Origin of the sequence: Parageobacillus thermoglucosidasius, from assembly GCF_001295365.1 — a bacterium.
GTDB lineage: Bacteria > Bacillota > Bacilli > Bacillales > Anoxybacillaceae > Parageobacillus > Parageobacillus thermoglucosidasius.
On sequence record NZ_CP012712.1, the window covers coordinates 1523375 to 1544074 of the forward strand.

The 20700-nt window shown below is 41.9% G+C and carries 26 protein-coding genes, 1 tRNA gene and 4 pseudogenes; 25 read left to right on the top strand and 6 right to left on the bottom strand.

What is annotated here, in order from left to right:
- Nucleotides 1–150 precede the first annotated feature (150 nt).
- Nucleotides 151–223 (top strand) — tRNA-Val (locus AOT13_RS07595).
- A 123-nt stretch (nucleotides 224–346) separates the two neighbouring features.
- On the opposite strand, the gene AOT13_RS21375 is transcribed toward AOT13_RS07595, so the two are convergent.
- From AOT13_RS21375 to AOT13_RS07610, 3 genes and pseudogenes are all read right to left on the bottom strand, one after another.
- Nucleotides 347–661 (bottom strand): site-specific integrase, encoded by a 315-nt coding sequence (locus AOT13_RS21375; RefSeq protein WP_052518160.1) that lies wholly within the window; start codon nucleotides 659–661, stop codon nucleotides 347–349.
- Nucleotides 645–1568: a site-specific integrase gene (locus AOT13_RS07605; protein ID WP_052518158.1), complete on the bottom strand. Its 924-nt coding sequence runs from the start codon at nucleotides 1566–1568 to the stop codon at nucleotides 645–647. Before AOT13_RS07605 ends, AOT13_RS21375 begins: the two co-directional genes overlap by 17 nt.
- 232 nt (nucleotides 1569–1800) lie before the next feature.
- A pseudogene (locus AOT13_RS07610) lies at nucleotides 1801–2705 on the bottom strand (IS256 family transposase); the annotation flags it as partial.
- On the opposite strand from AOT13_RS07610, the pseudogene AOT13_RS21380 reads away from it, so the two are divergent.
- From AOT13_RS21380 to AOT13_RS07655, 11 genes and pseudogenes are all read left to right on the top strand, one after another.
- Nucleotides 2697–2879, top strand: a pseudogene (locus AOT13_RS21380) (ATP-binding protein); the annotation flags it as partial. The pseudogenes AOT13_RS07610 and AOT13_RS21380 sit on opposite strands and share 9 nt — an antisense overlap.
- Nucleotides 2872–3057 carry a hypothetical protein gene (locus tag AOT13_RS07615; RefSeq protein WP_042383584.1) on the top strand — a complete coding sequence of 62 codons (186 nt, stop codon included), beginning with the start codon at nucleotides 2872–2874 and terminating at the stop codon, nucleotides 3055–3057. The pseudogene AOT13_RS21380 and the gene AOT13_RS07615, both read left to right, overlap by 8 nt.
- Nucleotides 3058–3166: 109 nt before the next feature.
- Nucleotides 3167–3343: a hypothetical protein gene (locus tag AOT13_RS20050; protein ID WP_155267339.1), complete on the top strand. Its 177-nt coding sequence runs from the start codon at nucleotides 3167–3169 to the stop codon at nucleotides 3341–3343.
- 67 nt (nucleotides 3344–3410) lie between these two features.
- Nucleotides 3411–3620 carry an XtrA/YqaO family protein gene (locus AOT13_RS07620; RefSeq protein WP_042383583.1) on the top strand — a complete coding sequence of 70 codons (210 nt, stop codon included), beginning with the start codon at nucleotides 3411–3413 and terminating at the stop codon, nucleotides 3618–3620.
- 222 nt (nucleotides 3621–3842) lie between these two features.
- The gene (locus AOT13_RS20960; RefSeq protein ID WP_042383581.1) at nucleotides 3843–4244 is read left to right on the top strand and encodes a hypothetical protein; all 402 of its coding nucleotides are present in this window, start codon (nucleotides 3843–3845) and stop codon (nucleotides 4242–4244) included.
- A 49-nt stretch (nucleotides 4245–4293) separates the two neighbouring features.
- The gene (locus AOT13_RS20055) at nucleotides 4294–4437 is read left to right on the top strand and encodes a hypothetical protein (RefSeq protein WP_155267338.1); all 144 of its coding nucleotides are present in this window, start codon (nucleotides 4294–4296) and stop codon (nucleotides 4435–4437) included.
- A 342-nt stretch (nucleotides 4438–4779) separates the two neighbouring features.
- The gene (locus AOT13_RS07635) at nucleotides 4780–5247 is read left to right on the top strand and encodes a hypothetical protein (RefSeq protein WP_042383580.1); all 468 of its coding nucleotides are present in this window, start codon (nucleotides 4780–4782) and stop codon (nucleotides 5245–5247) included.
- A gap of 160 nt (nucleotides 5248–5407) precedes the next feature.
- Complete coding sequence (locus AOT13_RS19475; protein WP_072000104.1) at nucleotides 5408–5782, top strand: YmaF family protein; 375 nt, start codon at nucleotides 5408–5410, stop codon at nucleotides 5780–5782.
- Nucleotides 5783–5989: 207 nt separating this feature from the next.
- Entirely contained in the window at nucleotides 5990–6181 is a 192-nt protein-coding gene (locus AOT13_RS07640) for a hypothetical protein (RefSeq protein WP_042383579.1), read from the top strand.
- Between the two features lie 24 nt (nucleotides 6182–6205).
- Entirely contained in the window at nucleotides 6206–6634 is a 429-nt protein-coding gene (locus tag AOT13_RS07645; RefSeq protein ID WP_042383578.1) for an ArpU family phage packaging/lysis transcriptional regulator, read from the top strand.
- A 331-nt stretch (nucleotides 6635–6965) separates the two neighbouring features.
- Nucleotides 6966–8149 (top strand): IS3 family transposase gene (locus AOT13_RS07655; RefSeq protein ID WP_198404532.1). Its coding sequence is split into 2 segments (ribosomal slippage): nucleotides 6966–7221 and nucleotides 7221–8149, totalling 1185 coding nucleotides; the frame shifts between segments, so codons are not numbered across the junction.
- Between the two features lie 114 nt (nucleotides 8150–8263).
- Here AOT13_RS07655 and AOT13_RS07660 read toward each other — a convergent pair.
- Nucleotides 8264–8656 (bottom strand): helix-turn-helix domain-containing protein, encoded by a 393-nt coding sequence (locus AOT13_RS07660; protein WP_042383572.1) that lies wholly within the window; start codon nucleotides 8654–8656, stop codon nucleotides 8264–8266.
- A 183-nt stretch (nucleotides 8657–8839) separates the two neighbouring features.
- Here AOT13_RS07660 and AOT13_RS07665 point away from each other — a divergent pair, with 183 nt between their 5' ends.
- From AOT13_RS07665 to AOT13_RS21385, 8 genes and pseudogenes are all read left to right on the top strand, one after another.
- On the top strand, nucleotides 8840–10075 hold the full coding sequence (locus tag AOT13_RS07665; protein ID WP_232511578.1) for a hypothetical protein: 1236 nt from the start codon (nucleotides 8840–8842) through the stop codon (nucleotides 10073–10075).
- Nucleotides 10076–10657: 582 nt separating this feature from the next.
- Complete coding sequence (locus AOT13_RS07670) at nucleotides 10658–11935, top strand: IS110 family RNA-guided transposase (protein WP_042383568.1); 1278 nt, start codon at nucleotides 10658–10660, stop codon at nucleotides 11933–11935.
- Nucleotides 11936–12478: 543 nt separating this feature from the next.
- The gene (locus tag AOT13_RS07675; protein WP_042383567.1) at nucleotides 12479–13087 is read left to right on the top strand and encodes a ferritin-like domain-containing protein; all 609 of its coding nucleotides are present in this window, start codon (nucleotides 12479–12481) and stop codon (nucleotides 13085–13087) included.
- Nucleotides 13088–13237: 150 nt separating this feature from the next.
- On the top strand, nucleotides 13238–13825 hold the full coding sequence (locus AOT13_RS07680) for an O-methyltransferase (RefSeq protein ID WP_042383719.1): 588 nt from the start codon (nucleotides 13238–13240) through the stop codon (nucleotides 13823–13825).
- A gap of 19 nt (nucleotides 13826–13844) precedes the next feature.
- The gene (locus AOT13_RS07685) at nucleotides 13845–14579 is read left to right on the top strand and encodes an ATP-grasp domain-containing protein (RefSeq protein WP_052518154.1); all 735 of its coding nucleotides are present in this window, start codon (nucleotides 13845–13847) and stop codon (nucleotides 14577–14579) included.
- Complete coding sequence (locus AOT13_RS07690) at nucleotides 14573–15064, top strand: hypothetical protein (RefSeq protein WP_052518151.1); 492 nt, start codon at nucleotides 14573–14575, stop codon at nucleotides 15062–15064. Before AOT13_RS07685 ends, AOT13_RS07690 begins: the two co-directional genes overlap by 7 nt.
- Nucleotide 15065: 1 nt before the next feature.
- Nucleotides 15066–16325 (top strand): ATP-grasp domain-containing protein, encoded by a 1260-nt coding sequence (locus AOT13_RS07695; RefSeq protein ID WP_042383566.1) that lies wholly within the window; start codon nucleotides 15066–15068, stop codon nucleotides 16323–16325.
- A 77-nt stretch (nucleotides 16326–16402) separates the two neighbouring features.
- Nucleotides 16403–16801: pseudogene (locus tag AOT13_RS21385) on the top strand (MFS transporter); the annotation flags it as partial.
- Between the two features lie 39 nt (nucleotides 16802–16840).
- Here AOT13_RS21385 and AOT13_RS21390 read toward each other — a convergent pair.
- A pseudogene (locus tag AOT13_RS21390) lies at nucleotides 16841–16990 on the bottom strand (transposase); the annotation flags it as partial.
- A 107-nt stretch (nucleotides 16991–17097) separates the two neighbouring features.
- Here AOT13_RS21390 and AOT13_RS20065 point away from each other — a divergent pair.
- Both AOT13_RS20065 and AOT13_RS07705 read left to right on the top strand, forming a co-directional pair.
- The gene (locus AOT13_RS20065) at nucleotides 17098–17238 is read left to right on the top strand and encodes a DUF7167 family protein (protein WP_155267337.1); all 141 of its coding nucleotides are present in this window, start codon (nucleotides 17098–17100) and stop codon (nucleotides 17236–17238) included.
- A 61-nt stretch (nucleotides 17239–17299) separates the two neighbouring features.
- A complete protein-coding gene (locus tag AOT13_RS07705; RefSeq protein WP_003252231.1) occupies nucleotides 17300–17539 on the top strand; it encodes a hypothetical protein in 240 nt (79 codons plus the stop codon).
- Nucleotides 17540–17581: 42 nt separating this feature from the next.
- On the opposite strand, the gene AOT13_RS07710 is transcribed toward AOT13_RS07705, so the two are convergent.
- A complete protein-coding gene (locus AOT13_RS07710; RefSeq protein ID WP_042383563.1) occupies nucleotides 17582–17941 on the bottom strand; it encodes a response regulator in 360 nt (119 codons plus the stop codon).
- A gap of 311 nt (nucleotides 17942–18252) precedes the next feature.
- Here AOT13_RS07710 and AOT13_RS20970 point away from each other — a divergent pair, with 311 nt between their 5' ends.
- The 3 genes from AOT13_RS20970 to AOT13_RS07720 all read left to right on the top strand — a co-directional run bounded on the left by AOT13_RS20970 (nucleotide 18253) and on the right by AOT13_RS07720 (nucleotide 20647).
- On the top strand, nucleotides 18253–18414 hold the full coding sequence (locus AOT13_RS20970; RefSeq protein ID WP_232511579.1) for a BRO-N domain-containing protein: 162 nt from the start codon (nucleotides 18253–18255) through the stop codon (nucleotides 18412–18414).
- A 108-nt stretch (nucleotides 18415–18522) separates the two neighbouring features.
- Nucleotides 18523–19035 carry a DUF3231 family protein gene (locus AOT13_RS07715; RefSeq protein ID WP_003252226.1) on the top strand — a complete coding sequence of 171 codons (513 nt, stop codon included), beginning with the start codon at nucleotides 18523–18525 and terminating at the stop codon, nucleotides 19033–19035.
- 376 nt (nucleotides 19036–19411) lie between these two features.
- Nucleotides 19412–20647, top strand: a complete 1236-nt coding sequence (locus AOT13_RS07720) for an IS256 family transposase (protein ID WP_003250680.1) — start codon at nucleotides 19412–19414, stop codon at nucleotides 20645–20647.
- The last annotated feature ends 53 nt before the right edge of the window (nucleotides 20648–20700 follow it).

Genomic DNA, 20700 nt, shown 5'->3' on the forward strand with positions numbered 1-20700 from the left:
AGCGCGCAACAAGCGGCGGTTGGCGATTTCCCCCGCCATATGCTATGCATAAGCGTATAACGCCCGGCACCATTCAGAAAAATTTTTTTAAAAAGTATTTGACAAAGATAAGGCTCATCCATATAATAAAAAATGTGTTCAACAGCACATGATTCCGTAGCTCAGCTGGGAGAGCGCCACCTTGACAGGGTGGAGGTCGCTGGTTCGAGCCCAGTCGGAATCATCATCGAAAGTCCTTGATACAGCGCGGTTCTTGAGAAAATCATGAACCGCGCTTTTTCTTTAAAAATCTGTTTTTGCCGACTTTTTGCCGGCAAAACGGAAAAATTAAATGTTTTTTGATGGTTCATATTGATTTTTTTGCTGATCTTTTTAGTACACTTTCCAATTTTTCTGTTGCCAGTTTGTCAGCCTGTTTCATAGCATGTCCATAAATATTCATGGTTGTTTTTATGTCACTGTGGCCCAAACGTTCCGAAATAATTTTTGCATGAACCCCCTGGTTAATCAGAATGGTGGCTGACGTATGCCGGAGTGCATGGATATTGATATATTTCAGATTGTGTCGTTCGATAAAACGCTCCCACCATCTTTGGACGGATCGTGGGTGATAGGGTTGCCCGTTTTCGTGTGCCAAAATGAGATTATATTTTCCATCCATCCAAAGAGGTTTTGATGATGCTAATCGCTCTTTTTTTTCTTTGCAGTTCCAACTTTTTGATTTCAGCCGCCAACGAGAGGGGGATATGGATCTCTCTTTGCCGTGCCGTTCGGTTTCCCTTCCGTATTTCGTGGATCTCATATCCGTTTTCTTTTGTATATGTCAAAGCCTGCCTAACATGTACGATCCTGTTTTCATAGTCAAAATGCTTGAATTCCAGACCGCACAATTCGGATCGTCGCATCCCAGTTATGATCGCGAGTTTAATGATGATCTGCCAGTGTGGTACTTGTGTTTCAGATTCCAAACATTCCAAAAGATGAGCTACCTCCTCATCCGTATATACCTCTGTTTCTTTGTACTCTACCTTTGGCTTTTTAACCATTTTCACAGGATTTTCTTTAATGATTTGAATTTCTTGTGCAAAGTTAAAAATGTTATTTAATATTCGGTAATGATAGTAAATTCGAGAACTGGACAATTTTCCTCCTTTGCCGTCCATTCTCATACCGTTTTCCTCAAGGTTATCCAAAAAATCTATGATATGTTTTGGTTTTATCTGGTCCATTCTTAAATATTGGAAAGCAGGTAATATTCGATTTCTAACACATTCCATGTAATTTTCAAAAGTTGTCGGGGCCAAACGTTTTTTAGCGCATTTTGGGATCCATTCGTTTTGTACAAAATCAACAAAATTGATTTTCTCCGGTTCAAAGTATCCATCTCCGGTTACCTCAGCAACAAATTTAGCAAGTTCTCGCTCTGCTTGTCGTTGTCCTTTTGCGATAATTGTTTTATATTTGCGATTTCGTTTTTTCTTCCCGGTTTTTGGGTCCACATAGCTGCCTAAATCTATTTCTAATTGCCATTTATTATTTCCTCTTGGTCTAACATGCCCCTTTGCCATTATTTTTATCCTCCTTCAACTGGTCAAGTCCAAATTATTGTGTAAATTCCCCTTTGATAGACAACATGGACCTGATGACTTGACGTATAGTAGGTAAGTCCGGCAAGTCTCCCTGCCAGTCGCCTTCCGGACAAAACATCATGTTGTCAAGGAACAGGCGTGTCAAGGAGCTTTCGCGGCATATCCTCGCTTCGCTCCGGTATTCCACGTTCTCCTTGACACGGAGAAGAGGTTATCCCACTCTCTTGATCGTCGAAACTTCCTGATTCACCGATCGAGCTTCTTGCTCTTTCGTTTTCCGCCACTGCCAATATTCGGACATATCTAAGTATTTACGTCCCGACATCCATTTTTCATCGATTTCGATCAACACGGCACCAACGAGGCGATACACCGATTCCCGGTTCGGAAAGATGCGGATGACCCGTTCTCTGCGGCGAATTTCTTCGTTCAGCCGTTCCACTCCGTTTGTCGTACGCAGACGCCGCCGATAACGGTCTGGATAGTCCAATACGGCGGTGGCGTCTTCGAATCCCTCTTCGAGGATTTGCATGGCTTTTGGGGCTTTTTCTTCCCATTTGGCCAGCACTTGTTCCAATAACAGCCGGGCTGTCTGCTTGTTGGGGCATGAAGAATCCCACGAATCTCCTCGAGCAAGGCATCCTGCATATACTTTGGTGCGGCATCGAGGATATTGCGAATAAAATGTGTCTGGCATCGTTGCCATGTAGCGCCTTGGAAATGCTTTTCAATGGCTTGCACCAGCCCACCGTGCTGATCCGAGATGATCAAGTCCACTCCCCGGTCTTTCAGCCATCCGAAGAACTCGCTCCAGCTGGACTCCGATTCACTGTTTCCGATTTGCAGGCCAAGAATTTCCCGATATCCTTCTTCATTCACTCCTGTAGCGATCAACACGGCTCTGGAGCGTACTCGTCCATCCTCCCGGACTTTCGTATAAATAGCATCTACTAGCACAAACGGATACACGTGTTCATGAAGGGAACGGTAATTCCAGTCTTGGATAATCGGATCCAGTCCCTTGCACAGCGAGGAGACCGTGGACTTGGAAAACGAAGTGCCGCATAATTCCTCCGTGATTTGAGTGATTTTTCGGGTAGACACCCCGTTTACCACCGCTATCTTAATCACAAACCGATTTTGATTTCTTCAGAACTGACGGTTGAAGAGCTCATAGAAGTGGATGAAGCGCTTGGTACTCGGATATTTCAAATGTGCCAGGATTATACAGTCGTTATCCCGAGGGATATCAAACTAAATCATAGATTGGAGGGGTTAGCAAATGTGTAAACTTTGCAACGGCACTCATGTAGTACACGAGATTAATAGTTTTTCCGTTGGTTTCGCACCATGCCCGGAATGCGGTCCGATGCCGGAAGAAAAATTTCAAGTTTGGATAGATGATAGTTTAAAGCGTGTTGAACTTGCTGAAAACTATACTTTGAGAATCGAGAAAGTAAAGCAGTGATGCCTATCTCGCTTCAAATTTCGAGCGTTTTCGTGAGAATGTAAAATAATTTATTGGAACGAGAAAAAACGCTGTACAGGGCAAATATAGGCGTTTGATAGGTGGTGAGATGACTGTGATAGAAATATTAATCGTTTTAGTAGCGCTCACATTATTATCGATCATTGCATTGATATTTTTTGGTGCAGTCATCATTTTGGAATCACTGTCGCCTCTATTGAAATGGGTATTCGGAATTGTTATCGTACTTGCAATGTTTTACGGATGGTACATGTTAAATCATTAAACATAAAAAAATAAAAGCCAGGATTTCTCCTGACCGCACATTACTATTATACCACGGAGGGATTCTGGTGAGCAAAAGAGCGCAAGAATTGCCAATCGATATCAATAACATGACCGTTTCCCATCCTGTTGTTCCGGGAAAAGTGCTCGTGCTTGTCATCGATGGTGTGCAAGGAAAAGCAAAAGTAGCGGAAGCAGTGGAGCATGGCTATACGATCATCGAGACGGCGAAAGGGAAAACAGCCCGAATCAAATATGAGGAAAGCGAGTTGTTTTGAGGCGAAAATTCTCGTTCATGTGTATGAGTGCCAGGAATGCGACGTGCTTTTCGCTGTGTCGCAAAGTTTTGAGGAGCAGCACCTTGTGCAATGTCCTGTTTGCAGAACAGACAAAGCGCTGCATGAAGTATCAGCCGGGGAATTGCATATTCGAAAAAAGGTATCGTCATTCGTCGTCCCAGAAGGGCAGACCAATATTTATGAGTTTTTAGGGTGATCTAAATGCCAATCATGTTGCCGCCGATATCGGATGACGATGCGTTAGGGCTTGAGACATATCTCACCTTTGCAATTAGTCAAATGGGCGACCGGATAGCCCGACATTGTGTCAATTTATTAATTTCTTGTATCAAAAGTGTCGAGAGATCGAAGCGGATCGTTGGCGTGCGGATCCGGCAAACTGGGGAGCTTGCTGCCCGTGGCCGGATGATGATTTTCCGTTTTAGGTTAATCCTATGGTTAGGGAATATGGATATGGACCAGAAGGAAAGAAGTGCAAACACTGCCAGCATCTATTTTATAAGCAGTTTTCAAATAAATACTGGAAGTGCGCTCTTCGTCAGAATACAAACGGCCCTGCTACAGATCATCGCGTCAATTGGAGAGCTTGCGGACGGTTTTTAGAAACACAATAGGCATTGTGTTGCACAGCAGACACATAGGAGGCGAAGAAATGGCGCTTGTTATTTGCTCCTATTGTAATAAATCAGTAAATGTAAAGTGGTTTCCTCACGATTGGAAGATTATAAAAGGCAAGAATGTTTTATGTAATACTGTTGCTTGCGACAAATGCAAAGAAAAAGTTAATGCGCAGTAGACACATACTGCGACATAGGGGGATTTTAAGAATTCTTTTTGATGTTACTGTCCAGCTTCTTTGAGCAATAAAAGCAGAATAAGCCAATAGCTAAACTTAAAAAGGCTGGTACAATGGCATAAACGAAGAAGATTGTCCAAATAAATAGGTATCCACTAATTGCAAATATAAGCCAACTGGTAATAAGTAAAAAACTAGATAAAAATTCTTTCATAAATATCACCGTCCTAAGAATGTAACTTTATTCTATCATAGGACTATCCATAATATTGGAATAACTTGTTGCACAGTTCGAAGATTCTACGAAAAAAATAGCAAATTTGTTGCCAAGGGGGCGATAAAATGCGCAACCTTATCAAAACAATCAAGATGACTACTATGCTATATCGCCAACCGCGTCGTATTGGCGATGTGATTGAGTACCAAGGGAAAATGAGGCTCATTATCGGAATACAATGGGTAGCTATTACTTATTCTCAACTCGAAATTGAATACGTTTGCCAAAATTTAGAGCAAGATTTTGCGTATCCATATCCATCAGCCAATCCTCATAAAGGTGATGATCTTCGTGAGTTTTTCATTACCATTAAAACGGGGAAAGAGCATGTGCTCGAGCATATTCGGCTGGGAAGGATGTTTTGGTACCACGATATGCCGTTTCAAACGATTGAATACACAGATGTAGAAATTCAATTCACCGATATTATTGTTTCTTTCTTGGCGCGGCCAATTCGACCAATTTCTCGCAAGGAAGCAAAAGCTAAGCTAATACATGAAAAGAAGAAAAAGTTACAGCTATCCTTAATTTGACGCCGGAAACGTTATCTAAACGCCATTGTGCATTAGTTGATTAAAACGTTGGTATGGAGTCACGCGGTTCGCCGTTCGACTCCATTGCCAAAAACTAGTCCACACATCAACACGCCCATCATCATATAATACATGAAAAATGAGTGAAAGGAGAAAAACGATGGAGATACCTGTTAGTGGTTATTTGGTTCATTCTGATGATTCAGACTCATATCACTCACACAGCTTATATATTACTACTTGGGATAGCAGGCCTGTACATGTTCACCGGTTCTCTGGGGTTACTTCTTATGACGTAGGTCATAGCCATAGATATGTTGGAGAGACAGAGCCTGCGCCAAGTGGTGTTCCACATACACACCGTTATTTTACATTTACCTCCTTCGATGATGGGCATAGACATGAGATAAGGGGCGTTACCGGACCGGCTATTCCACTTCCTGGAGGGGGACATTATCACGAATTCTCTGGAGTTACAACAATCAGCGGACGAATTCCTCACTCGCATCGATACAGGGGAAGAACAAGTGGATGAGCCGAAGGGCAGGGAAACATTCCGAATCTTGCTGCAAAAGGCCGCCGTATGATTGTTTCTTTTCACCGTTTTGATATAATGGAATCAGAACCAAATATGTCCAAGACCGAGAGCGTGAGGACACTGATTGTGCAGAGTAGCATGGCTATCTCTGTATGATTGGTGTCCTCTTTTCTTTTGCAGCAAAAATGATGGGAGGAATGTGTCATGAGAACCATCCAGCAGCAATTACGAAAATGGATGAAAGCGAACAAGATGCTCCAAACAGACAAGCATAAGAAAGAACCTAAACCGAAGCGCTCCAAAGAACGATTTACCGAGCGGGAGCTAAAAGAACTGATGGGGGTTCATCGTCCAGTTTATCGTTGTGCCAAAGGCGGGGCTTTTCGTCAGCATTAATCATTCATTTCGGAGGTTGAGAAGATGGATAAGCCATTAGATGAAATTGATCGTAAAGCGACAAAAAAAGCGGTTGAAGCGGCATTAGAAAAGTATCGTATCTATTTGCTTACATTACGATTGGATCAACTGCCGAGAGTAACTCAACACTATTCACTCGTTCCTCCTTCCAATACAAACAAATTCCATTCCTCAACTGAAGAAATGGCGATAAGAAATGCTGATTATGAGCGGGAACGTGATGAATATATCCAACGGGTGACTGCGGCAATTAATCGCTTAAGCAAATGGGAACGTGCGATTCTTATCCGGCGTTATATGACGGAAGACGATGTATATGATTACGAAGTTTACAATGACCTCGGCATGAGCGAGCGGAAGTATTACCGCATTAAGTCACGTGCATTTTACAAACTTGCTTTTGCTCTCCGAATCGAGGTGTATAAACAATGAATTTTGTGCAGCCGATTCGTGATCCAGAGAGAATATTTCCATTCGGTTATCTCATTCTCCGAATATTAAATCGCCTGATTTATATAGATTCAGATTAATTTTCCGACATAACTATCTGTCCAATGCGTTGGAGCACTTTTTCTGGAAATTGAGTGAGATGCTCCAAGAACGAAACAATCGATTCCCGCAACTCTTTTCGATTGGCATGAAACCGATTGGCAATCACGCTCTCTTTCAGCCATCCCCAAATCCGTTTGATGTTAGTCTAGATTATAGACACAACGAATAGAGAAATGTATAGTAAATCTATCAATCATGGGGAGTGTCTATAATGACAAGACGTTTTGATAAAGAATTCAAAATACATGCAGTAAAATTAGTGGTCGAGGAAGGAAAAGCGGTCGCTCAAACCGCAAGACAACTCGATATTTCGCCAAAAACTCTTCATAAATGGGTCGCAGATTATAAAAAAGATGCCGAACATAGTTTTGTCGGAAGCGGAAACCTTAAACCTGAAGATCAAGAAAAGCGCGAACTACAAAAACGCATCCGTGACCTTGAGGAGGAAAACGCTATTTTAAAAAAGGCCATGAGCACCTTCGCCAAAAACCAGAAGTAATGTATGAATTCATTCATACGCATAGAAAGAAGTTTCGCGTGGCAAAGATGTGTGAAGTCCGAGGTATTTCAAGAAGTGGATACTATGCATGGACCAAACGGCCAGAAAGCCAACAAAAGAAAAGACGGGAAGCGTTGAAAAAGCAAATCAAAAAGATTCATATCGAGTCAAGAGAAACGTATGGCAGTCCAAAAATCACAAAAATCCTTCAGAAACAAGGGGTCGAGGTATCTCCAAAAACGGTCGCCAGAATCATGAAAGATGGGGACATTCGTTCAAAAACAAAGAAAAAATATAAGGCAACCACGAACTCGAAGCATCATTGGCCTGTGTATCCCAACTTATTGAATCAGCAGTTTGAAGTCAATGAGCCGAAACAAGTATGGGTGGCGGATATCACGTATATTTGGACGAAAGAAGGCTGGCTGTATTTAGCATCCATCATGGATTTGTTTTCTCGTAAAATTGTAGGCTGGTATCTTTCCGAGCGCATGACAAAGGAGTTAGTGATCAAAGCATTCCACCGGGCCATCCATCAGCGAAATCCCCAACCTGGTCTGATTCACCATTCGGACCAAGGGAGCCAGTATGCATCGAATGAATATCAAGTCATGTTGAGGCAATACGGAATCCAGACGAGCATGAGCCGGAAAGGAAACTGTTATGACAACGCATGTGCCGAATCGTTTCACAGCATCCTTAAAAAGGAACTCATTTTCCATGAAACCTTTACAACAAGAGAAGAAGCCAAACAGCGAATTTTCGAATACCTTGAATGTTTTTATAATGCCCAACGAATTCATTCGGCAAACGGGTACATGACGCCAATGGAGTATGAGAAGATGCATCAGCAAGGCAAACAGCAGCAACGCTTCTCTCCACAAGTCACGATATAAGGAGCATCTTTCCTCTTGAGAAGGGGAAGGGTTTACCAAATCGTTCTTCTTCTCAAGAGGCCACCAAACGAAGTGCGGTAGTAGGGTTTTAAAATTTTTCTCGATTTTATGTGTCTATTTTCTTGACATAATACCATGTTGAATAATCCGGGTATTCCAGCCCGTTTCAATGCCGTATCCTTCATCGGCAGGAGTGCTTTCTTCCAGCATTTTTTTTAATTCCCGTTCTTCTTCTGAAGATAGATACGGCTTTCTGCCCGGGGCGTATCGACGTTCTAATAACGCATCCATGCCACCTTGATTAAACTTTTGCACGTAAATCGAAACGGTCTCACGGTGGAGATTCAAGAGCTCAGCGACTTGGATCCCCAAATAGCCTTGCATAATCAGACGAATGACTGCAATTCGTTTTGCCATGTTCGCCTTTTTCATTTTGCGTTCCTGTTCTTGAAGACGTTCGATCGTCCAACCATGATCGTTTGTAATTTGTAATCCTTTTTTCCTCATTCTTCTTCCGCTCCTTTGATTTACTCATTTAGGAGCAGTATAGACAAGGATGCAGGTTGATTAAACATGTCAGAATTTCAAACTGGATTTATATAGATAATATAAACGCTTAGCCTATAACTTACTTATGATCCTGATCATATATTGAAATATCTTAATAAAGTGGAAAGTAGGTGAAACATATTGTCAGAACATAAAAAAAGAAAAAATATACAACAGGTGAGGGTGACATGTGGCTGTACCAATATGCAAATCGTACAAGTGCATGGGCCTCTACCAGCAGACATTGCGTTAGCTGCCGTCAATGCCGCAACAACTGTTCCGGAAATGAGAGCCGCCATTGAAAATCCTTTGCTTGGATTAGATCTTACAGAATATAACGCGTTATCAGAAGCAGCTAAAAATGATGTTGCCCAGCAATTACTTGATAATCGACCTGCTTTAGGTTACCCTTCCGTTGCTAGTGTCCAAGCTGCTCTGGATCAAGCCGTAAATCAAGTTGTCAGTTTAGCTGCTGTCAATGCCGCAACAACTGTTCCGGAAATGAGAGCTGCCATTGAAAACCCTTTGCTTGGATTAAACCTTACAGAATATAACATGTTATCAGAAACCGCTAAAAATGATGTTGCCCAGCAATTGCTAAATAATCGGCCTGCTTTAGGCTATCCTTCCGTTGCTAGTGTCCAAGCCGCTCTTGATCAAGCCGTAAATCAGGTCGTTGATTTAGATAATATTTATGTTCAAGCTGGTGCTGTTGGTGGAAATGGCAGTAGAGCAAATCCTTTTGGAACCATTCCTCAAGGAATTGCCGCGGTGAATCCAGGGGGAACGGTTCATATTCTAAGTGGAACGTATCCAATTACATCACAAATTGTCGTCAATAAGGCTGGAATTACTTTAAAAGGAGAACCAGGTACCCTTCTATTCTTGCAAGCAGACATTATTGCAATGCTAATTACTGCGCCGAATACGACAATCGATGGTTTAACGATGACAAGCGATATTCCTTATCAAAAAGAATTTATCCAAATTGGCGGGAATAACACGACGATCATCAATAATACCATTTACGGACCACCTCAAGCATTGCCTATGAGCAGCTGGGTTGTTAACAGAGCCGTTGTATCTCAAGGAGGCCTTGCCATTTCGGTAATGAATAATACTTTCCATTCTTTAAGGACAGGAATGTATATTAATCCGAATGTGACAGGCCCTATTAACAATAATGTGGTTTACAACACAAAAGGGGGATTTTTAGTAGACGGTGCATTCACCACCTTCTTAGGAAACTCATGGGGAACTCCACCGAATGAATTTGATATTGTTTTGCTTGCAGGTACAACATTTGGTCCTCCATATGACAATCTTGCTCTATTAAGTGCACTTAATAATAATGCAACTATCTCGGATCAACGATAAAAGAAAGAAATTAGAAATCCATTGTTAAAGGCAAGGGACGAATAGCAGATTTGTGGCAGAAAAAAGGCAGTTTTTTGGCAGGAAAATGACAGGCTATTTTGTCCTATACATGCTACGATGGTATCGTGGATATTTTATTTGAAGCAGGGCGTCACTCCGATCGGGGGTGGCGTTTTTAGTTCACGGATGAATTTTAAAAGGGAAGCTGGTGATAATGAATGATGACAGTCGCTGGGTGGTAGAAAACATGGAGTGAGGTTTGCGGTTATGCATCAGTACGACGAGAAGGAAAAAGCGAAAAGGGCTTATGAACGGCACAAGTGCAAAAACTGCATATAGGCTAAGTGTGGCAAGTACCGTATTTCGTTTCCTGCCCGTTTGTTCGGCGCATACGAATGCCGGAATTTGACGGAAAAACAATGTAGGAAAAGAGCCTCCTTTTGTCGTATTGAGTAGGGCGAAAGGAGCATTCCTGTTAGAAGTTTTTTCGGGGACTTGAATAAAAAAAGCCCTCTTGGTATGATTCGGGGGTGTCAATCGCACGAAATTGACCCCTAATTTGGATACCAAGGAGGACTATACATGCATTCTATCTCAAACAAGAAGATGAATCAAGTCACCGATCAAACGCTGGTTGTTGGCATGGATATCGCGAAAAAGAAGCATTATGCCTGCTTTGTGGATGAGCGAGGGAGGGTGTTAAAAAAGTCGTTTCCCGTTCTGCAATCGAAAGAAGGATTGGAATGGTTGTACCAGTGTATCGTGGAAGCCATGAAGGAATTTGGAAAAACTGAGGTGATCGTTGGCATCGAGCCAACGGGACATTATTGGCTGAATCTCGCCTATTTTCTTGATGAGAAAGGCATCCCTCTCGTCATGACAAACCCGATGCACGTGAAGCGATCCAAAGAGCTGGACGATAACCTTCCAACCAAGCATGATGCGAAAGATGCGCTCGTCATTGCCCGGTTAGTGAAAGACGGCCGATTCAGCTATCCGCGCATTCTCAAAGGGATGGAAGCGGAGCTGCGCGTTGGAGCGACATTTCGCTCCAAATTGGTGGAAGAACAGGGAGCAGTTCGAAATCAGATGATTCGCTGGCTCGATCGGTATTTTCCAGAGTTTACGCAAGTCTTTCCGTCGTTTGGGAAAATGGCGCTCGCGGTACTGGAATATACGCCATTTCCGAGTGATCTAGCAGGAAAAGAGCTAGAAGAGGTTCTCGCCCTTTACCGGCAAAGCGAGGGATTACAATCGCCGCAAAGGCCGAAAGCGAAGAAGCTCATAGAACGGGCCCAACACTCCATTGGCGTAACGGAAGGACAACAGATGGCCCGTATCGAAATCGCCACACTTGTCCGCCGGTACCGCCAATTGGAGGAAGAAATCGAGGCACTGACCCAGCAACTGACGGAACTTGTGCAAACATCCGTGGAATACGAATGGCTCAAAACGGTTTCGGGCTTAGGGGATGCGACTATCGTGGAACTGTTATCGGAAATCGGGAGTTTTTCCCACTATCAGGATCCGCGCCAATTATTGAAACTTGCGGGCCTGGCACTGCGGGAACATTCCTCCGGCCACCACAAAGGGCAAAAACGGATCTCGAAGCGTGGAAGAAGGCGGTTGCGCGCCCTCCTCTTCCGCGTGATGATGCCGATGATCCGCCACAACGAAGCGTTTCGACAGTTACATGAATATTACACGACACGGCCCGATAATCCGTTGCGCAAGAAGCAATCGATTGTGGTGTTATGTGGGAAATTACTGAAGGTACTGCACGCGGTGTGTACGAAGCACCAAGCGTTCGATGCGAAGCGAATGATGCAGGACATCTTTGGTCTCGAAACGGCGGCTTGATGCCTGCATGCCTTGTGATTCCCTAGACAATAAGGATGACACGGAGAAGCTGGCATGATACCATCCATTCGACCTTGAGTCCCTAAAGGAGCTTAGCTGGCCTCTGCCTGATGACTAGACCGAACGAAGGAATGTAGGCACAAGGATGCCCAGAGACATGGGAGGGTTCGTCATCATCAGCGATGCAGAGATCCAAGATGCATCCCATACGCTTCCCTCACTACAACCAAATTTAACCAGTAGTGACCGCGAAGCATACCCACCCAATGTAAGATATACACATATTTAAGAAATAATGTTAGGAACTTTGTCGAAAAATATTTTTTTGACACCCCTGAAACGGCTACAACCGTTGATATATCAACATTTATAGAGGGAGGTTTTACTAATGGCAAATGAACTGCAAACTATTGTCGGATCGGATAGTATCCGTCAAGATTTGTTCCAATTACTTAAGGATCATGATAGTAATTTTGATATAAATAACCCCTATTCTAAAAAATGAGCTCGTTGATCAACAACTTCCTTTCATATGAGACAGATGTGTTTAAAAATTTAGTCCACTTTCTAATGAAAGAAGTTCCTAATTGGAAATATCATATGCTGCACCAGAATACGACCGATGAAGCATCTGGTTCTCTGCGTGTCGATTTAATGGGCGAACGCAGCGGAGACCCTCGAATTCAACAGTTAATGCACCGTCATGCTCTTGATGTGGAGAGACATTCGCGTCTTTTTGGCGGCCTTCTTCAAGATTTGGGTGGTGAGCTTGAAATCGCAGAGAGTGAAGAAATGTTAAAAAAGTGGGACGATATAAAAGATTATCATGAAGACCTCATTGTTTTTACTGCTCGTGTCCATACAATTGAAATGCGCTCTTGGCGTTGTCTAAAGCTGTATATTGACTATCTAAGCAACACAGACTTTGTGAAAGAAGGATGGCCGGAGAAAACCCTGGACGTTCTGAATGTGATCTTGAACGATGAGATTCGTCATGTTGGCTACACAGGTATGCTTTTGCACGAGTGGGCTGCAAACGGAAAACAAGAAGAAGTGGAAGCAGCACTAGAGGAGGCATTCCGTCAGACAAACAGAGAGACGTGGACGGACATGAGCCGTATGATGGACTATCTTGCAAAACATTATTGCTAGTGTTCTCTTGCCAAACAAATAATTAGAATAAAAGAGCGTACACTCGTTTCCTTTTCATGGTGTTACATGAAAAGGTACGAGTGTTTTCACTATTTTTATTTTATTCATGATACATAGAAGAATATCATTTTGGAAAGCGAGGAACAATGGATGGACGAACGAACATTGCTAATTTTAAAAGACATACAACAATTTGCTACCGAACATGATAGCCGTACAACGGAAAAGAAGGAGCAGATGTTGATTATAGGTGAAGATGCAGGGCGATTTTTATATATTCTGCTCTCTCTCAGTCACTACTCAACTGTACTTGAGCTTGGCACAGGTTGTGGCTATTCTACCATATGGATAGCGGAAGCACTGAGACAGCGCGGCGGTATCGTAACTACAGTGGAATGGCATGAACAGAAATATCTCATTGCTTTGGAACATTTTAAAAAAGCGGGAACAGAAACATTAATAAACCCCATCCATGGGAACATCGGCGATGTTTTACAGTCGTTTAAAGGAAAACAAGATGTTATCTTTCTAGATGCTGTCCGAACTTATTATGTTGATTGGTGGAGATATATTGATGACATTTTAGTTCCTGGTGGTTTATTGTTGGTTGATAATACGTTGTTTCCAAATCCAGATGATTTGATTCCGTTTTTTTCTATCATTCGTGCTTGTGGAATGTATGAGGAAGTTTTGGTTCCAATTGGAAAAGGAATTTCACTTTTCTATAAAAAAAATTAATTAAAACGGGGGAATCGAAATGTCGATAAAACGAGTATTGATGGTTGGCGGGTACACTCAGGCAATTGAATATGCCAAACTAGCGGAGAATATTCACCTTACTTTTATTCAGCACAAAAATCGTTTGCGTCCTCAAGATTTGCAAATTGCTGATGTCGTGCACATGATGGAGCTCAACGACAATCCTGATCTGGAAGAATTCATTCGCTGTTTACATCGTATTCGTCCGTTTGATGCGGTACTGAGCGTAACGGAATTTTCACTACTGACTGCGTCCAAGATGGCAGAAGAGTTTGGTTTGCTCAATACTCCTGTTAAAGCAGTAGAAAATACCCGTGATAAATACAAAATGCGACAGCAAATGTTGGCTTCCAACTGCAATCCTGTACGTTTTAGCGCTGTCAACAATTTCGAAGAGATTGTTCGTTTTTTTCAAAGTGTTGGGGGACCTATCATTTTAAAGCCAATTGATGGAACTGGAAGTAAAGGTGTCAGGCTGATCATGGACATGTCTGAGTTGGAAGAGCAAAAATCTCGAAATAGTATATTGTTTCCATGTTTAGTGGAAGAGTACATAGATGGAGTTGAGTTCAGCGTTGAAACAATAACAATTGATGGACGACATACGCTGTTGGCTATCACAGAAAAATTAACAACTGGAGCGCCACACTTCATTGAAATGGGGCAGCTGTTCCGGCTCGTGTTAGCCACGAAGAAAAAACAGCAATATTCGAAGAAGTGCAAGAATTGTTAGACGCCGTCGGCCACACCTTTGGGCCAGCTCACACGGAAGTAAAGCTCTCATCAAAAGGGGTTCACATCATTGAAACCCAGACTCGTCCAGGTGGCGATCGGATTCCTATGTTGGTAGATATCGCAACAGGTTGTAACATATATAAAATAATGGTTGAAGCGGCTCTTGGTAGGCCAGTTGATTTAACTGCAACTCGATCGAAAGCAGCTGCTATCCGTTACGTTAATGCAAATATTGGGATGATTGAATGTTTTGAAGGGATTGAATCAGTCAAAGCGATGGCTGGAATCAGAGAAGTGAGAATGTTGAAAGAAGTTGGAACCTATATTACTGAGTTGAGTAGTAGTTTGGATCGAGTTGGTTACGTGGTAGCTGAAGGTGATACTGTTGAGGAAGCTATCAACCGGGCAGAAGCAGCTTCAAGAAGGATAAATGTTGTCATAAATAATGTTGAGAATCATCATGATGTGAAAGGAGGAATTTGAGTTGAAGCATATTGTATTTGTTGAGAGTAATCCAGGAAACGGGATTGAAGCCATAAGCATCGCAAAGGAACTTGGTTATAGCGTGACGTTTGTGACAGCAAATCTTGAACACTATATGAAGGGAAGGAGATTAGACGATCATCCATTACGGTACGCAGACCGTATCAAAGAATGTCCAACAAATGAGCCAGATGAATTATTACAATACTTAAAGCAATTTAAAATGCAATACCCTTTTGACGGAATGTTAAGCTTCAGTGAATTTTACGCACCAATTGTAGCTGAGGTTGCAAAAAAATTAGGTCTGCCTGCATGTAATCCTAAAGCTGTAAAGACAGCGCGTCTCAAACATATCACTAGACAGGTATGCTCCGAAAATGGAATTCCTGTCCCACGATGGGGAAGTGGAAATAGTTTGGAGGAAGCCTATTTCCTTGCTGAACAAATAGGCTATCCATGTGTGTTTAAACCAGTGGACAACACAGGAAGCAGAAACGTGAGAATTGTTTACAATAAATCCGAATTGGAAGAGATGTACGAAAAAAACAGACTAAACCTTGATAACAATCGTGGACTGAAGCGCTCGTCCGATTTTTTAATCGAGGAGTATTTGGAAGGCCAATTAGTTAGTGTCGAAACTTTCTCCATGAACGGTGATCATCACGTTTTAGGAATTACCGATCGAAAGCTAACTGGTTATCCTTATTTTGTAGAGGTGGGAGCAAGTTTTCCTGTTGAAATTAAAAATTTCAAAGAAATTACTAACTACGTAAGACATCTCCTTGAAACGATTGGATATGATTTCGGGCCGTGTCACACAGAACTCATCCTTACCAATAGAGGTCCCTATCTTGTAGAGATAAATCCTAGATTGGCTGGTGGTATTGTCCCGCAACTGATTTATAAAGCGACAGGGATAGACCCTATTCGTGAAACTATCAAGATGTTTGTTGGTGAAAAACCTGATTTGACGCCAAAATGGAAAAAAGGTGCAAGTGTATATCATTTCACCGCACCAAAAACAGGGAATATTTGCGCATTGAAAGGTGTTGAGTTAATTGAAGGTTGCCAGTTTGTCGAGAAATTTCAATGGAAAGTCAAAATAGGCGATCAGGTACGATATCCAACATCAAATGACGATTGGATAGGCGATTTAGTGGTTGTTGCAGATGATGCAACGGCTGCAAACAGAATTGTAGATCAATTACTAAATCAAATAGTAGTGGAAGTAAACGATCAGATTGGTGATGACTCTTTATGAATAAACTTATACGCGAAAGATTTGAGATATTGCGCCAACGACCTTTCCTATTTTACTTTATCGGTACGACAGTCTCAATGTTTGGTACGGGGATGCAGTTTATTGCTAATAGCTGGTTGGCAATAAAGTTAACCGGAGCAAGTTTTTCGGTTGCTGTTGTTCTTGTTTGTGCTGCTATTCCTGGTATCCTGTTGTCACCGTTTATCGGCGTATTTGTTGATCGATGGGACCGTAGGTTGCTATCAGTTTATATGGATCTTTTTCGAGCTGCTATTGTGCTTACTATACCTATTTTTTGGTGGCTGGGACAGCTTCAACCATGGCATTTGTATGCGATGGCTTTTTTCGTTGCACTGGGTGACCAAGTGTATAATCCTTCCACGATGGCACTGATTCGTGAGGTTATTCCAAAAGAAATGCTCCTTTCGGCGAACTCCTTCAGTTCGATCGCAAACCAAATTGGTGGATTGATTGGTGCAAGCATGGCCGGATTGATCATTACTTACTCTTCTATGTTCGGCATCTTTTTTATAATCTGCGACCCATTTATGAAGAGTTTTTGGCGAAATATCGAGTTGTCTTGCGGTTTGAGCGACCGCTTTTCCTTCCTCGACCACTAATTTTACTGCATGTATTTTGAATTCTTTATCAAAACGTCTTGTCATTATAGACACTCCCCATGATTGATAGATTTACTATACATTTCTCTATTCGTTGTGTCTATAATTTAGACTAACATCAATTTTATGTATCCACAGGGTATGTTGGTTCAATGCGTGAAGAAGAGATTGATATTCCTGATGAAGAATTGGAAGGATTATCGGAAGAAGAAATAGATAAATACATTTATGAAAACTACTATAAAGATTGGCTGGAAAGCCATGCGGATATGGGGTTTTATAAAGTTGATTAGTAAATATTCCGACAAAAACATGCAGCAACTTCCAATTAGAATGAGATAAGGTGAGGAAAGAGTGGCAGTAAGAAAAGTCTCGCCGAAAGAACATGCGGAAATTAGGCGTGCTTATCGTGAAGTATTGAAAAGTATGAATCGAGCGGAATTATTATCAACATGGTACGGATTTTGTATCAAAGATGAAGAAAAGATGAAACAAGCTGAAGTAGCAGCGGCAAACTTAACCAACGAACAACTTATAAAAATGATTTTAGATAAGGATGTTCAAGAAACGGTAAAGTATTTGGAAACAAATTAGCAAGTGAGTTTCAAAAAAGCACTTCTATAAAGAAGTGCCTAATCACCTAAATAATTTATTTAAAGATGGAATTAATTCGTTAAAATAAGGCTTGATTATGAAGTCCTTAGCGCCTATTTCAATAGCATCAATAATTAGTCTTTTTTGCCCCATCGCTGAATAAATTATTACTTTTGCTCTTGGATCAAATTTTAAAATATTTTTTAAAGCATCTAATCCGTTCATGATAGACATAGTTAAGTCAAGTATAACAATGTCAGGTGCCTTTTCTTTGTAAAGAGATACAGCACTACTGCCATCGGATGCCTCAGCGACAACTTGGTAATCATTATCGGTTAAGAGATTCTTTAATAAATTTCTCATAAACATTGAATCGTCAGCAACTAATATAGTTTTTAACAATTTAAAATCACCTTTCGCTAATAATAAGGCAAATTAGCAAAAGGAAATCCTCTTGTTGTAAAAAATTGTGCAATCTTGCTATCATAACACAGTTGACTTAGGTCTGTGGATTTTCGTCTCTTACTTTTGTCAAATTTGCCTTTAGCAAAGTTTAGCACAAATTATTAAAAATGCCAGATTTTTATTTATTTAAAATTTTATAAAAAATAAAAAAATTAAAAGAATGCTGGGAAGGATAACAATGTAGATCTAGGGGGAAACAAAATGACAGTTGTGTTTCCAAGAAAGGAATTTAAGGAGGGAGAGAACGGATGAATCATCTGCAGCAGGTATTTAATTACAGCGGTAGCCAGGTGCGGACGATTGTAAAAGACAGAGAAGTGTGGTTTGTTGCTTATCATGCATTACACAAACTTCTTAGCGGTACCATCATCCAGCAGTTTTCATACAAAATTACACTGTTTTTCCAATGACGCAATAAATTTTTTGAAAACTGCACTTTTCTTTGCATAATTGTATTTCAATCAATCCATATTATCTAAAGAAAAGGTGATATTATGAATTTTGTTAGGAGGTTTATTATGGGAATTTTAAGCGGTAATCCAAAAGAAGAGCCGATGCACTACGGAGAAATATTTGGTGTATGGTCGTATTTACTAACTGCTAAAGGATTAGTAGCCGGATATCAAACATTACTCAATCACACAGGTGATGAGGATTTAAAACGTTTTATTGAGGATAGTATTGAAAACGTTCTAAAACCGGAAATACAAGAAACAGAAAATTTGTTAAAAGAAAATGGAATAGCGCTTCCACCATCACCGCCAGAACGGCCAAAAGCGTGTTGGGAAAATATTCCTGCAGGTGCGAGATTTACTGACCCGGAAATTGCTGCAATGCTTAGTAAAGATATTGCAGCCGGTTTAGTGGCATGTAGTACAATTATGGGGCAGTGCATCAGGGAAGATATTGCTTTAATGTATGGTCAATTTCACATGAAAAAAGCGCAATATGGTGCTACATTGCTTAGAATGAACAAAGAAAAAGGTTGGATAGTTCCGCCGCCACTCAATGTGAAAAGTTCGGATTGTTAATAAAGCTTGCGATGCCGCAAGCTTTTGTTTTTTATGATTGGCTTTGTTATATTTCAGTGTTGATTTTTAAACCATGGAAAAAAGACCGACATAAATGCGATTGATGATTGATTTCTCCTTTTCTTACGTCTGTAATCAAGCGTTACTTCCTTGTTCTTGAAGTAACGCATTCGTTTGTTGAATAAGTTGTTTCAAAATAATCTCTAAATGGCTCCTTTATATCTACGGAATAATTGTTATTTTGATTGGACACATTCAAATTAAGTTAAGTCCATATAATTGTGTAAAAAGAGAAATAGAAAAAGAGCCATGTTGCTTCCCCTTTGGTAGAATAAACAGTGGACCAAAAACACCAAACATAAGGAGGAATGCAACCATGGCTCAATATCATATTACCCTAAATGATGAACTTTTGCACGGGTTATTCACCAGAGATGAGGGATTAGCTAAGCTATTGGAACAAGTCCTCAATCAAATCCTCGAGGCACAAGTGGAAGAACAGCTGGGAGCTCGCCGTTATGAACGAACGGAAGAACGAAAAGGCTATCGAAACGGTTCGTATCCACGCCAGCTGACGACCCGGGTGGGACGGTTGACCTTGCGCGTTCCACGGACAAGAGATGGGGAGTTCTCTACGGAGCTGTTCCAACGGTATCAACGGAGCGAACAAGCACTGGTACTGGCACTAATGGAAATGGTGGTAAACGGGGTGTCTACCCGAAAAATCACTCAAATCACGGAGGAATTATGCGGCACTTCGTTTTCCAAGTCCACGGTCTCCTCACTGTGCAAGGGACTGGATCCGATTATCCAAGACTGGAATTACCGTTCCCTTCATGAACACGTGTATCCGTTTGTGCTAGTAGATGCTATTTATACGAAAGTCCGGGAGGATGGACGAGTACGCTCCAGTGCCGTGTTGATCGCTACAGGAGTGAATGAGGAAGGATATCGGGAAATTCTTGGCCTGCAAATCGGAAACAGTGAATCGGAGTCCAGCTGGAGCGAGTTCTTCGGATGGCTGAAAGATCGGGGACTCCGGGGAGTGGACTTGATCATCTCGGATCAGCACGGTGGGCTGGTGCAAGCCATTGAAAAGCATTTCCAAGGCGCTACATGGCAACGATGCCAGACACATTTTATTCGCAATATCCTCGACGCCGCACCAAAGTATATGCAGGATGCCTTGCTCGAGGAGATTCGTGGGATTCTTCATGCTCCAAATAAGCAAACGGCCCGGCTGTTATTGGAACAAGTGCTGGCCAAATGGGAAGAAAAAGTCCCAAAAGCCATGCAAATCCTCGAAGAGGGATTCGAAGACGCCACCGCCGTATTGGACTATCCGGACCGTTATCGGCGGCGTCTGCGCACGACCAACGGAGTGGAACGGCTGAACGAAGAAATTCGCCGCAGAGAACGGGTCATCCGCATCTTTCCGAACCGGGAATCGGTGTATCGCCTCGTTGGTGCCGTGTTGATCGAAATCGATGAAAAATGGATGTCAGGGCGCAAATACTTGGATATGGCTGAATATTGGCAGTGGCGGAAAACGAAAGAGCAAGGAGTCCGATCGGTGAATCAGGTGGCTCCGGCGATCAAGAGAGTGGGATAACCTCTACGCCGTGTCAAGGAGAACGTGGAATACCGGAGCGAAGCGAGGATATG

What these genes read in the sequence shown, in the direction of transcription:
- AOT13_RS20970 (WP_232511579.1), top strand. Translation starts at nt 18,253, where the DNA reads ATGAATCATCTGCAGCAGGTATTTAATTACAGCGGTAGCCAGGTGCGG.
- AOT13_RS20065 (WP_155267337.1), top strand. Translation starts at nt 17,098, where the DNA reads ATGCGTGAAGAAGAGATTGATATTCCTGATGAAGAATTGGAAGGATTA.
- AOT13_RS07615 (WP_042383584.1), top strand. Translation starts at nt 2,872, where the DNA reads ATGTGTAAACTTTGCAACGGCACTCATGTAGTACACGAGATTAATAGT.
- AOT13_RS07660 (WP_042383572.1), bottom strand. Translation starts at nt 8,656, where the DNA reads ATGAGGAAAAAAGGATTACAAATTACAAACGATCATGGTTGGACGATC.
- AOT13_RS20055 (WP_155267338.1), top strand. Translation starts at nt 4,294, where the DNA reads ATGGCGCTTGTTATTTGCTCCTATTGTAATAAATCAGTAAATGTAAAG.
- AOT13_RS07645 (WP_042383578.1), top strand. Translation starts at nt 6,206, where the DNA reads ATGGATAAGCCATTAGATGAAATTGATCGTAAAGCGACAAAAAAAGCG.
- AOT13_RS20050 (WP_155267339.1), top strand. Translation starts at nt 3,167, where the DNA reads ATGACTGTGATAGAAATATTAATCGTTTTAGTAGCGCTCACATTATTA.
- AOT13_RS20960 (WP_042383581.1), top strand. Translation starts at nt 3,843, where the DNA reads ATGCCAATCATGTTGCCGCCGATATCGGATGACGATGCGTTAGGGCTT.
- AOT13_RS07680 (WP_042383719.1), top strand. Translation starts at nt 13,238, where the DNA reads ATGGACGAACGAACATTGCTAATTTTAAAAGACATACAACAATTTGCT.
- AOT13_RS07685 (WP_052518154.1), top strand. Translation starts at nt 13,845, where the DNA reads ATGTCGATAAAACGAGTATTGATGGTTGGCGGGTACACTCAGGCAATT.
- AOT13_RS07640 (WP_042383579.1), top strand. Translation starts at nt 5,990, where the DNA reads ATGAGAACCATCCAGCAGCAATTACGAAAATGGATGAAAGCGAACAAG.
- AOT13_RS19475 (WP_072000104.1), top strand. Translation starts at nt 5,408, where the DNA reads ATGGAGATACCTGTTAGTGGTTATTTGGTTCATTCTGATGATTCAGAC.
- AOT13_RS07720 (WP_003250680.1), top strand. Translation starts at nt 19,412, where the DNA reads ATGGCTCAATATCATATTACCCTAAATGATGAACTTTTGCACGGGTTA.
- AOT13_RS07715 (WP_003252226.1), top strand. Translation starts at nt 18,523, where the DNA reads ATGGGAATTTTAAGCGGTAATCCAAAAGAAGAGCCGATGCACTACGGA.
- AOT13_RS07635 (WP_042383580.1), top strand. Translation starts at nt 4,780, where the DNA reads ATGCGCAACCTTATCAAAACAATCAAGATGACTACTATGCTATATCGC.
- AOT13_RS21375 (WP_052518160.1), bottom strand. Translation starts at nt 661, where the DNA reads ATGGATGGAAAATATAATCTCATTTTGGCACACGAAAACGGGCAACCC.
- AOT13_RS07605 (WP_052518158.1), bottom strand. Translation starts at nt 1,568, where the DNA reads ATGGCAAAGGGGCATGTTAGACCAAGAGGAAATAATAAATGGCAATTA.
- AOT13_RS07670 (WP_042383568.1), top strand. Translation starts at nt 10,658, where the DNA reads ATGCATTCTATCTCAAACAAGAAGATGAATCAAGTCACCGATCAAACG.